Below are 12699 nucleotides of genomic sequence, written 5' to 3'. Positions count from 1 at the left end.
GAATGGAATATATGCGAATTGCTCCTTTATCTCTGTTAATTTCAGCAAGTTTGCTTGCATCAAGTGCGTTTGCACAAGATACAGCGACGGTAACTGGGATTGAATCTGAGATCAGTATTAAACAAGCTGAATACGATAACTCTACACAGATACTTGAAAAACATTTAAAAGAAGAAAGTCAGTTACAAAGCCAACTTGATTTATTGCGTACTCGTTCAACTGCACTCGATAAAGAAAAGAACCAAGCACTTGATGCAATGAACGAGATGTACCGTCGTTTAATTGATGATCCAACGCTTGATATCAGTACCGCACAAGCACGTTATCAACAAGCCGTGGTTGATCATAAACAAAATAAAGATGATATAGCGATGCAGTTGGCGGCAATTGCATCCCACCGCAAAGATATTGAACAAATTCGCGTAGCTAAACATACCCAGCTAAACACGCTTGAAAGCTTAAAAGAACAATTAACAACAGCACGAGTAGAGCGCTTGCGTAACGAGTTTACCCGCGAGGGAACGTTAGAAGTTAATCACACCATCAACTGTAAGCGTACAGAAACGCTAGCAGCGTGTGAGCAACGCGGTCAGCAAATGGGTTTACAAAAAGCAACAAAACGCTTCGTAGATCAAATATTTGCAAACCTAACTGAAGAGCGATTGGTTGAACCAAAACGCAATATGGCTGGTGCGCAAGTACAAATATTAAGTAGCCATGTAGTAAATAGTGCATTCAGTGGTCAAGGTAATTACAACGTAAATTTAAGTGTTACCATGCGCGGAGATGTTAATAGCAGCCGTTTATGTAACTTATTAAGTGTTGATAATCGCTATTGTTCTGAGTACGGCACACCACTGAGCACACCTTATCAAGCAAGTTACGGTACTAGCTACTCAGATAGTCAGTTAACATTCAGTGATAGTAAGGATAATGACGTAGTTTCAGTGTCGCGTTTAAATACGCAGTCGGTTCGAGACTACTCAGTAAAGCCAATGTTGATGCCAAAAGTTGATCCATTGGTTGTTGATAACAACAAAAATAGAATGGTTGAACTAACACTGCGATCAAATGTATTTGATGATGAAGTGTTTATTGATGGTGTGAGTTTTGGCTCAACACGCTTAGCGACGACTTTGCCAAGTGGCGTACATGATGTTGAAGTACGAAAACAAGGTTACCAATCATATCGTGTGCGTGTTGATTTGCGTAAACCGCAAACCATTCATGCCAAGTTGGTAAAAAAGCCTGAGTCGATTGCTGCACCGACATACACTCGAGAGCAACGAAATACAGCATCTACGACTACAGCGGTTGGCAATGCAGCCGGTGCGGCTGTGGTTGTTATTCCAGCAGGCACGTTTGAAATGGGTGATATCAATGGCAACGGACTTGCTAATGAGCGTCCTGTTGTTGAGAAAACCATAGCCAACTCATTTGCAATGCAAAGCAAAGAAGTATCAGTCGGTGCGTATAAGCAGTTTGTTACCAATAGCGGTTATAAAACAGAAGCTGAACGCAATCGTGGCTGTGCGTATTATTTAAATGGTGAGCCAGTTTGGGAAGCTAATTTAAATTGGCGTAACCCTGGCTTTGAGCAAGGCAATGATTATCCAGCTGTATGCTTAACCTATAATGATGCTAAAGCATATGCTGATTGGTTATCAGGTCAAACAGGCCAACAATATCGCTTACCGAATGAGGTTGAGTGGGAATATGCAGCTCGAGCGGGTACTAAAACCGAATACCCATGGGGTAATGAAATCGGTAAAAATTTAGCCAATTGTGGCTGGTGTGGTAGTGAATGGTCAAACAAAAGTGCATCACCGACAGGTGCTTTTGCGCCAAACGCATTTGGTCTCTACGACACCGTAGGAAATGTATGGGAATGGACTCATAAGTCAGCTCAGCAATCGGATGTAACAGTTCGAGGTGGTGCATGGAATTTTGCACCGAGTTTAGCTCGCGCTTCAACTCGTTTGATTTTAGCGCCGGACTTTCGTGCAAATTATATCGGTTTTCGCTTAGTACGCGAGCGATAAAAATAATTTAAAAAGGAAGCAATGCTTCCTTTTTACCCAATTAACAAAGGTAGCTGCGCTTTGTATTACTGAAATAATTCAGTATGTTAAAGTAGAGTCAGCTAACATAAGAACGTTTTCAAAGGTCATCCAGCCTCATGTTTAAAAAGCTCCGTGGTATTTTTTCAAACGATCTATCGATCGACTTGGGTACAGCCAATACCCTTATTTATGTTAAAGACGAAGGCATTGTCCTTAATGAACCATCTGTTGTTGCGATCCGTCAAGAACGCGCTGGTGGCCCTAAAAGTGTTGCCTCAGTAGGCACCGAAGCAAAGCAAATGCTTGGTCGTACTCCAGGTAATATTAAAGCGATCCGCCCGATGAAGGATGGCGTAATTGCTGACTTTTATGTAACTGAAAAAATGTTACAGCATTTTATTAAGCAAGTTCATAACAACAATTTTATGCGTCCTAGCCCACGTGTACTTATATGTGTGCCATGTGGTGCAACTCAGGTAGAAAAGCGTGCAATACGTGAATCTGCAATGGGGGCGGGTGCGCGTGAAGTATATTTAATTGAAGAGCCTATGGCGGCTGCAATTGGTGCGGGTTTGCCTGTGTCAGAAGCAACGGGTTCAATGGTTGTTGATATCGGTGGCGGTACAACTGAAGTCGCAATTATCTCACTTAACGGCGTAGTGTATTCATCATCAGTGCGTATTGGTGGCGATAAGTTTGATGAAGCAATCATTAATTATGTACGTCGTAATTTTGGTAGCTTGATTGGTGAAGCGACAGCTGAAAACATTAAGCATCAAATAGGGTCAGCTTTTAAAACTGATGAACCGATTGAAATTGAAGTGCGTGGTCGTAACCTTGCTGAAGGTGTACCGCGCTCATTTACGCTTAACTCGCACGAAATTTTAGAAGCACTGCAAGAGCCATTAATGGGTATTGTAAGCGCTGTGATGGTGGCTCTTGAGCAGTCACCACCAGAGCTTGCGTCAGATATCTCAGCTAAAGGTATGGTACTAACAGGCGGTGGTGCACTGCTTAAAGACTTAGATCGTTTATTAATGGAAGAAACAGGTATTCCGGTAGTGGTTGCTGATGATCCATTAACGTGTGTAGCACGTGGTGGCGGTAAGGCACTTGAGATGATAGATATGCATGGTGGTGACGTATTTAGCTACGACTAATGAAGTTAATGTTTGGGCGTGCCATCTCTTTGCAACTGCGACTTTTTGTCGCAGTGCTGTTGAGTATCATGCTGATCGTAGGCGATCGTTATACACAAGGCGGCACCACGGTTCGCACCAGTTTAAATACACTAGTCAGCCCATTATTGTATTTAGCTAATTTACCCTATGAAGTTTTTAGCCTTGGTGCTAAAAGCTTGCATACGCGTGATCAACTACTAACCGAAAACGAAGCATTAAAACAAAAGCAATTACTGCAAAGTGAACAACTTCAGCAATATCAATTTTTAGCCAAAGAAAATCAAAAACTGCGGGCATTACTTGGCTCTTCAGCTAAACAAGCTAACCGTAAAATCATTGCACAAGTACTGTCAGTTCATTCAAACCCATATAGTCACCAAGTGGTGATCAATCGGGGTGCGATTGATGGTGTTAGTGAAGGGCAAGCTGTGATTGACGAAATGGGCGTGGTAGGTCAACTTACAAAAGTGGGATCAACAACCTCTCGTGTACTTTTAATGACAGATACGACCCATGCAACACCGGTGCGCATTTTACGCAATGATGTGCGCACTGTCGTGGAAGGTGTAGGGAAAATAAACTCAGTAAAACTCTCCCATGTACCGCATAGCCTAGATGTACGTTATGGTGATGTATTGGTAACATCAGGTCTTGGTGGCACGTTTCCTGAAGGATATCCTGTTGCAGTTGTGACAGAGATAAACCGCGATGAAGGGCGTCCGTTTGCGCAAGTATACGCGGAGCCAATTGCTCAGCTAGACCGAATTCGCTTATTAGTGATCTTATGGCGTAGTCAACAGGAAATTATCAGCGATGAATAGCCGACACACATTACTTATCGGCTTTAGCATCTTTTTTGCATTGATTATGGCACTGATGCCGTTGCCGTTTTCATTTGAACCATTTCGTCCAGACTGGGTTCTACTCGTTTTAATGTACTGGTCATTGGCGGTTCCGCATCGTTTAAACATTGGTACTGCTTGGGTGGTGGGACTCTTAATTGATTTAGCATCAGGCTCGCCATTAGGTGTAAACTCACTCACTTACTCAATTTGTATTTTTGTTACTGCGAGTAATTTTCAAAAAATCCGTAACTTCTCGATTTGGCAGCAAGCAATATTGGTTGGGCTATTTTTAACGCTTTATCATTTAATGCAATTTTGGCTGAATCACTTTTTAATGGATGTGTATTTTAATCCGCAATACTTATGGCCAGTGGTTACTGGCATGCTAAGTTGGCCATGGATTTTCTTGCTGCTGCGTAAATACCGTCGTCATTTCAGGATCCGATAATGCAAACCGCCATTTATTTAGCGTCAGCTTCTCCAAGGCGCAAAGAATTGCTAACTCAGCTAGGCATTGAATTTTCGCAATTTAGTGTGGATGCCGACGAAAGCCAATTAAGCAACGAATCTCCACGTGAGCTGGTTGAACGTTTAGCGCGCTTAAAAGCTCAAACGGGCGTGACCATGGGTTACACCGATCGCCCTGTATTGGGCAGCGACACTGTCGTGGTTATCGACAATCAATCGCTAGGTAAACCACTGGATAAAGCGGACTTTATGGCAACGTTAAAGCGTTTGTCAGGGCGAGAGCATCAGGTGCTAACCGCAATAGCGTTTGCTACGCCAGAGCGAGTAATGAGTTGTGTGGTAACAACACAGGTCAACTTTAAAACATTATCAGATCAAGAGTTAGAGGATTACTGGCAAAGTGGCGAACCACAAGATAAAGCCGGTGGTTATGGTATTCAAGGGTTAGGTGGTCGATTTGTAACGCATATTTCAGGTAGCTATTTTGCAGTTGTAGGCTTACCTTTATATGAATGCGAAAAATTATTAAGCGAATTCTTAAGTAGGTAACATGAGTATAGAATTACTGATCAACGTCACTCCGAGTGAAAGTCGTGTTGCTTTGATAGAAAATGGCGTATTACAAGAGATCCAACTAGAGCGAATTGGTAACTTAGGGATTGTTGGTAATATTTACTTAGGTAAAATTAGTCGCGTATTGCCGGGTATGCAAGCCGCATTTGTTGATATTGGTTTAGACAAGGCTGCATTTCTACATGCATCAGATATCGTTAATAGTGCTTCAATTGTAGAAGGCGTTGACGATCAACCAATAAAAAAAGTGCAAGACATCCGTGAGCTAGTTCGTCAAGGACAGTACATTATGGTGCAAGTGGTAAAAGATCCACTGGGTACTAAAGGTGCGCGTTTAACCACAGACATTACAATTCCTTCGCGTTATTTAGTTTTTATGCCGGATGCAACTCACGTGGGTGTGAGTCAGCGCATAGAAACAGAAGAGGAACGCGCGCGATTAAAAAATATTGTTGCTGATTATTCCGATGAAAATGGCAGCTTTATTGTTCGCACAGCAGCGGAGGGTGCAAACGAAGCTGAACTGCGCCACGACGCACAGTTTTTAAAAAAATTGTGGGAAAAAGTAGTCGCAAAACGCAAAAAAACCAGCAAAGAAAGCATCCTTCATGAAGACTTAACTCTCGCATTTAGAACCTTACGTGATTATGTAGGTGAGGACATGGAGCGCATTAGAGTTGATTCAAAGTTAACATATGAAGAACTAAAAGCCTTCACTGCTGAATTTGTACCGATACTCTCAGAGGTGCTTGAATACTACCCAGGCGAGCGCCCGATTTTTGATTTATTCGATGTTGAAAACGAAATTCAAAAAGCACTACATCGTAAAGTGGAACTTAAATCAGGTGGGTATTTAATTATCGACCAAACTGAAGCAATGACCACGGTTGATGTAAATACAGGTGCCTTTGTTGGTCACAGGAATTTAGAAGAAACCATTTTTAATACTAATGTTGAAGCTACTTCGGCAATAGCTCGTCAGCTTAGGTTACGAAATTTAGGTGGCATAATCATCATCGATTTTATTGATATGATTAGTGAAGATCACAAACGCCGCGTATTACATTCACTGGAGTCGGCACTGGGTAAAGATCGTGCTAAATCAAACATTAATGGCTTATCTGCGCTTGGTTTAGTTGAAATGACACGAAAACGAACGCGAGAAAGCTTAGAGCATATTTTATGTGATGTGTGTCCCGCGTGTTCAGGACGAGGTTCGCAAAAAACAGTAGAAACCGTTTGCTATGAAATACTGCGTGAAATTGTACGTGTGAACAGAGCATATGCAGCAGACAAATTTATGGTTTATGCAGCACCAGCTGTGAGTGAGGCCTTGATTAATGATGAATATCATAACCTTGCAGAGCTTGAATTATTTATTGGCAAGCAAGTAAGCATTCAAACCGAAAGCCTCTATAGTCAAGAGCAGTTTGATGTGGTCATGATGTAATGAAAGCAAAGACGGCCTGTTTTTTTTGTATCCGTAAGTTATGGCAAGCCTGTGCTATAACATTGGTGCTGCTGGCCGTTATTGTGTCCGTATTAAAATATACACTCCCGTACGCTAATGATTATAAAGGTGACTTAGAAAATTACCTTTATGAAAAGTTTGCCGTTAATCTGTCAATTGGCGCTATCTCAGCGAGTTGGCATGGCAAAGGACCCTCTATTGTATTGGAAGAAATTTCCTTTGAAGATAATCAAACATCACCTATAGCATTGACGATTGCCAAAGCAAGCTTTGAGTTAAATGTATGGGAAACCATCAAAACGCAGCAATTAAAATCCAGCTACTTTGTAATTAACGGCTTTCATGCCAATGTTAATATACCGAGCATGTTGGATTCAAAAAGTACGGATGTATCTTTTGAGCAAAAAGAACTAATTGAAGGTTTATTCCTAGGTGAAACCGGGCATTTTGCTGTAGAGAATAGCAGTCTTAATTTTATGCTGGGAGATGGTAAAGACCGCCGTTTAATTCTTGAAAATATTGTTTGGCAGAACGAACCTGAACAGCATCTAGGAAGTGGTACTTTGGCGTTGCCGGGGATTTCGGTTGGCACGTTTGATGCGCGTTTATCGCTCGTTGGCACTACTTTAGAAAGCATGGCTGGTGATGTTTATATACAAGCTGGTAATGTTGATGTTTCTAAGTGGCTTGCGCAATATATTAATGCTAGTAAAGAGCAGCTCAATTCAGATATTAATTTAGAGTCTTGGGTGAGTATTGAAAAAGGCTTAATTAAAGATGTCACCGTTAAATGGCTACCCAGCTATATTAATTGGCAGCAAGATACAAAAAATCACCAATTTAGCTTAAGTGAAGGGGGGTTTCACCTTTATCCATTTCAGCAAGGTTGGCGTTTAAAAAGTACGGGTTTAGGCATTAAAAATGATCAGCAATATTGGCCTGATTTTCAATTTGAAGCGCAGCTAGATAAAAAACAAAAGCAGTTTTGGATACAGCAACTTGATTTTGACTTGGTTTCAAAACTGGCTCAATTAAGCAACTTTGCAGTCCTTGATCAACTTATCAACCTTCAACCAAGTGGGCAGGTTGATTACGCTTACTTTCAATATTCGTCTCCTGAGCAATGGCAATTATGGTTTGAGGCGCAGCGGCTAGGCTGGCTTGCTAAGCAAGGTATTCCAGGCGCGCAAGATTTACGTATTGATGGATTGTTAAATCAAGACTATGGGCGCATTAACTTATTTGGCGAGCATAACCAATTACTCACCGGCGATACGTTTAGTCATCCAATAAAATATAATCAGCTCAATATGCAAATTGATTTGGCTAGCAGTGAGCAAGGCTGGCAGATAAGCAGTGATAATATTTGGCTTGATAATGATGAGGCAACAATTGCCGCTGAAATGAAGCTTAGCTTAGGGGGGCAACCTAGGCTTGATTTATACGCCGAAGCATTCGTTCCTAACGCGAGTATTGTAAGTCATTACTTCCCACTCCCAGTTATGACCAATAGTTTAGTTGATTATTTAACTGGTGCGATTAAAGGGGGCGAAATACCACAAGCGCAAGTGTTGTTTTCAGGGCCATTAACAGGTTTCCCGTTTGCTGATAATTCAGGGCAGTTTGAAGTGTTAGCCCAAGTTGAACAAGCACATTATCAATTTGCGCCTAATTGGCCTGCAGTGACAAAAGGTAGCGCAAAGCTGCATTTTGAAAATGAACGTATGGATATTTACTCTCAACAAGGTGAACTTGTTAATTTGGCCGTGGGTGATGCAGTGCATGTGAGTATTGCAGATCTAATGGATGCAGACATTCTTAATGTTAAAATTAACAAGCAAGCAGATGTAAAAAAACTATTACCTTTTTTTAAAGCCACCCCCATTGCAGATCCTCTGGCAAATGTATTTGAAGTGATCCAAGGCCAAGGTGAAGCGAGTGCGGATATAGAGTTGTTGGTTGATTTAAATGACCTGAATGTAAATGCCAAAGGGGTTGTTAACTTAAGCAAACTCCCCGTTTATTTAGCGCAACCAGGCGTACAATTAGAGCAAGTAACAGGCAAACTGTATTTTAATGATGACCATATAAGCTTAAAAAATGCCGAAGCAACGTGGTTAGGTATGCCGCTTAAGGTTAACTTTGATGGTAAAAGTATCAAAGATAGCTACCGTGGTGATGTGGACATTAAAGCACAATTAAACGCACACACCTTGATTAAGCACGGGCAAGGTCTTTTAAAAGACTATTTAAGTGGCGAAAGTGAAGTTGCTATAAATATAGGGCTTAATTTTTTAGCTGATGGTTTTAATTATCATGCCAACGTGAGCTCTCAACTGAAAGGGCTCAAAAGTGAATTACCTGCGCCTTATACCAAAAATGCAGAGCAAGTTTGGCCACTTAGCGCCGTTATTCAAGGCGATAATATTTCAAACTTGATCACTGCTAATATCAATAAAAACGTGTACTTTAATGGGATTTTAGCCAACGACACTGGCCAATTCAGCAATGCTCATTTAATTTTAGGGGCACAAGATTTAGGTTTGAACCGTGAAAACTTAACGGTAGCGATCAATTTAGATCAAACCGATCTGCTGCCATGGCTTGGTTTAATTAAACAAATAGTGAGCATTAACCAAACAGCATCTGATGCTCAAGGAGTACTTCCTCCCCTCAGCGAAGTGGTTGGCAAGGTGCAGCAATTAACGATCGCGGATATTGCATTTAATGATTTCGAAATGCGTTTAGCGCCTGTTGATAACGACTTAAGTTTAAAGCTGAACGCCAAAGAATTACGCTCGCAGGTGTTTATTCCTTTAGGGCAATTAAGTCGTCCTATCCATATTGCTACTGATTATTTAAGAGTTAACTTTACGCCTTCAAATGACAACTCCAATATACCAACAATTCCTGAAAACTATACATGGTTGAACGATTTACCCGCAATAGAATTTGAGTGCGCAGACTGTAAAGTGGCAAGCTATCAACTAGATAAAGTGAGCGCATCGTTTTATGGTGATGGGCAAAAACTAACGGTATCAGAATTAGTTGTTGATAAAAGTAAGCATATTTTACGCGCAAAAGGCGAATGGAAAAATGGCCTCACACAGTTTAATGGCAATATGCAAAGTACTGACATAGGTGAATTATTTGATGAATTTGATATAACCACCACAGTTAAAGACTCAACCGCAGATATTAAATTTGATTTAGCGTGGCAAGATGCGCCTTATCAATTTGATATACCCAGTTTATCAGGGAATTTAGATTGGCAATTAGGCGAAGGCCATTTAGCTGAAGTAAGTGATGGTGGAGCGCGGGTGTTTTCATTACTGAGCCTAGATTCATTGGTGCGTAAGCTTAAGCTCGACTTTAGAGATGTTTTTTCAAAGGGATTTTTCTATAACAGCATGCAAGGCACTATGCAGTTGGACAAAGGCATTGCTTATACACAAGACACTAAAATGGATGGTGTACCCGCAGATTTAACCATTAAGGGCCACACTAACCTTAATACCATGGAAATTGATTACGACCTAGCGGTTGCCCCGCAAGTAACCTCAAGTATTCCCGTGATAGTTGCGTGGATGGTAAACCCTGTTACCGGTTTAGCTGCGTTGGCGATTGACAAAGTACTTCATTCTGCGCGGGTTATCTCGGAAATAAATTTTAAAGTTAGCGGCAGTATGAGCGATCCTGTTGTACAGGAAGTTGATCGTAAAAGTCGCGAAGTAACTATTCCGCAAGCTGCACAAAATCAGCCACAAGCAGCGCAAAAGTCTCATGAGTTAACACTCAAAGACGCCGCAGTGACAGCCACTCAATGAGAGTTTTATTATGCAACCAATGATAGTTGCTATGCAGATGTGCTCAGGCGTGTGTGCAGATGAGAATATCAATCAACTTAAACAACTACTTTTAAAGCTCCCTAAAACACGGCCATTACTGGTGTGTTTACCTGAGAGCTTTTTAGTGTTTGGCAAAAGTGGCCAAGATGCATTAGCCGTAGCAAAGCAAAGTGATTATTATCAACAGCAATTAAGTGCTTTGTGTCGTTTACATGATATTTGGTTAGCAGCAGGCACATTACCGATCAGTGCTAAAAATGATCGCTATTTTGCAGCATCGCTACTATTTAATAGCAGTGGCGAGGTGTTAGCGCAGTACAACAAAATTCATTTATTTGATGTTGATGTGGCCGATGGCACGGGTTCATACCGAGAATCAAACTTCACACAAGCAGGTGAAAACGTGGTCGTGGTTGATTCTCCATTTGGTAAAATCGGCCTCACAGTATGTTATGATCTTAGATTCAGTGGTTTATTTAGTGCATTGCAACGTCAAGGGGCTGAAGTTATTTTAGTGCCTAGTGCATTTACTACGGTCACTGGCGAAGCGCATTGGCAACCTTTATTAAAGGCCAGAGCGATTGAAACACAAAGTTATGTAATTGCCGCTGCACAAGCAGGGCAACATGAAAATGGCCGCGCAACATACGGCCACAGCATTATTATTTCTCCTTGGGGCGACGTCCTCAGTGAGCTTGCAAATGGCATAGGGTTTATTGGCTGCCAGCCAGATTTAAACCAATTACATGCCATTCGTCGAGATATGCCCGTGCAATCTCACCAACGATTTAGAGAGCATTTATTATGAATACGGTTGAACAGCATTTATTACACGACAGCCAGCTAAATCGAGAAGAACTCGAAAAAACGCTTGGTTTTATTCATCAGCATAATGTTGATTACGCTGATCTTTATTTTCAATCTAGTCACCATGAATCATGGGTACTGGAAGATGGCTTAGTTAAAGAAGGCTCATACAATGTTGAGCGCGGTGTCGGTGTGCGCGCTGTAAGTGGTGAAAAAACAGGCTTTTCGTACTCAGATGCAATCAATCTTGAGGCGCTTAACAAAGCCGCTACAGCTGCGCGTAGTATCGCCGAGGCGGGTGAGAGTAAAGCAATTCAAGTCTTTAGTGATGTAAAAGCCAAGCAGCAGTTTGCACCATTACAGCCAATTCAAAGTATGAGCGATAACGACAAAGTAAGTTTGTTACGTGAGCTTGAAAATTATATTCGCGAACTAGCCCCAGATGCAGAGCAAGTGATTAGCTCAATGTCAGCCGTCTATGAAGAGATATTGATTGCCGCAAGCGATGGTACATTTGCTACTGATATTCGCCCATTGATCCGCTTAAACTGCTCAGTACTACTTGAAAAAGAGGGTCGACGTGAACGCGGTGGCGCAGGTGGCGGCGCACGTTTAGATTATGGTTATTTTAAAGAGTTAGTTGATGGCAAACCACGTTGGATGGAATACGCAGAAGAAGCTGTTCGCCAAGCAAAAGTAAACCTAGAAGCCATTGATGCACCCGCTGGTAGTATGGAAGTGGTACTTGGTGCAGGCTGGCCTGGCGTATTACTACACGAAGCTGTTGGCCATGGTTTAGAAGGTGATTTTAACCGTAAAGGTGCATCAGCATTTAGCGGTAAAGTAGGTGAGAAAGTCGCATCTGAGTTATGTACTGTGGTAGATGATGGCACTATAGCCGATCGCCGTGGTTCACTTAACGTAGATGATGAAGGCACACCAGCGGCTTACAATGTGCTGATTGAAAACGGTATTTTAAAAGGGTATATGCAAGACAAGCTAAATGCACGTTTGATGGGAGTAAACCCAACAGGCAATGCGCGCCGTGAATCATACGCCCATTTACCTATGCCACGTATGACCAACACCTACATGTTAGGCGGCGAGCACAGCCAAGCAGATATAATTAGTACTGTTAAAAAGGGTATCTTTGCACCAAACTTCGGTGGCGGCCAAGTAGATATTACTTCAGGTAAGTTTGTATTTAGTGCCTCAGAAGCGTACTTGATCGAAAATGGCAAAATCACACAACCAATTAAAGGCGCAACTTTAATTGGTAACGGCCCAGAGGTAATGCAACAAATCTCGATGGTAGGTAACGATTTAGCGCTAGATAAAGGCGTAGGCGTATGTGGTAAAGACGGTCAAAGTGTTCCTGTTGGCGTGGGTCAGCCAAGCCTTAAAATTGATAACCTAACGGTTGGTGGTACAGCATAATAAGAA

General features: G+C 41.8%; 9 protein-coding genes. All 9 read left to right on the top strand.

Annotated elements, in window-relative coordinates; all coding sequences use genetic code 11:
- The first annotated feature begins 11 nt into the window (after positions 1-11).
- The 9 genes from HJP15_RS11585 (at position 12) to tldD (ending at position 12693) form a co-directional block, all read left to right on the top strand.
- Positions 12-2042, top strand: coding sequence for an SUMF1/EgtB/PvdO family nonheme iron enzyme (locus HJP15_RS11585; protein ID WP_054204838.1), 2031 nt, complete (start codon positions 12-14; stop codon positions 2040-2042).
- Positions 2043-2179: 137 nt separating this feature from the next.
- The gene (locus HJP15_RS11580) at positions 2180-3223 is read left to right on the top strand and encodes a rod shape-determining protein (RefSeq protein ID WP_016709506.1); all 1044 of its coding nucleotides are present in this window, start codon (positions 2180-2182) and stop codon (positions 3221-3223) included.
- Complete coding sequence (gene mreC, locus HJP15_RS11575; RefSeq protein WP_170173838.1) at positions 3223-4065, top strand: rod shape-determining protein MreC; 843 nt, start codon at positions 3223-3225, stop codon at positions 4063-4065. Before HJP15_RS11580 ends, mreC begins: the two co-directional genes overlap by 1 nt.
- The gene (mreD, locus tag HJP15_RS11570; protein WP_054204837.1) at positions 4058-4537 is read left to right on the top strand and encodes a rod shape-determining protein MreD; all 480 of its coding nucleotides are present in this window, start codon (positions 4058-4060) and stop codon (positions 4535-4537) included. Before mreC ends, mreD begins: the two co-directional genes overlap by 8 nt.
- Positions 4537-5106: a Maf family protein gene (locus tag HJP15_RS11565; protein WP_169326875.1), complete on the top strand. Its 570-nt coding sequence runs from the start codon at positions 4537-4539 to the stop codon at positions 5104-5106. The genes mreD and HJP15_RS11565 overlap by 1 nt, the downstream gene beginning before the upstream one ends.
- Position 5107: 1 nt before the next feature.
- Positions 5108-6580 (top strand): ribonuclease G, encoded by a 1473-nt coding sequence (gene rng / locus HJP15_RS11560; RefSeq protein ID WP_170173837.1) that lies wholly within the window; start codon positions 5108-5110, stop codon positions 6578-6580.
- The gene (locus HJP15_RS11555) at positions 6580-10428 is read left to right on the top strand and encodes a YhdP family protein (protein ID WP_170173836.1); all 3849 of its coding nucleotides are present in this window, start codon (positions 6580-6582) and stop codon (positions 10426-10428) included. Before rng ends, HJP15_RS11555 begins: the two co-directional genes overlap by 1 nt.
- 10 nt (positions 10429-10438) lie before the next feature.
- Positions 10439-11257, top strand: a complete 819-nt coding sequence (locus HJP15_RS11550) for a carbon-nitrogen hydrolase family protein (RefSeq protein ID WP_502706982.1) — start codon at positions 10439-10441, stop codon at positions 11255-11257.
- Positions 11254-12693 (top strand): metalloprotease TldD, encoded by a 1440-nt coding sequence (gene tldD, locus HJP15_RS11545; RefSeq protein WP_054204833.1) that lies wholly within the window; start codon positions 11254-11256, stop codon positions 12691-12693. Before HJP15_RS11550 ends, tldD begins: the two co-directional genes overlap by 4 nt.
- Positions 12694-12699: the final 6 nt, after the last annotated feature.

Source organism: Pseudoalteromonas sp. NEC-BIFX-2020_002 (assembly GCF_013002825.1).
GTDB classification, from domain to species: domain Bacteria; phylum Pseudomonadota; class Gammaproteobacteria; order Enterobacterales; family Alteromonadaceae; genus Pseudoalteromonas; species Pseudoalteromonas neustonica.
Note: the sequence above shows the minus strand (reverse complement) of the source record. Positions and strands in the feature narration are given on the sequence as shown.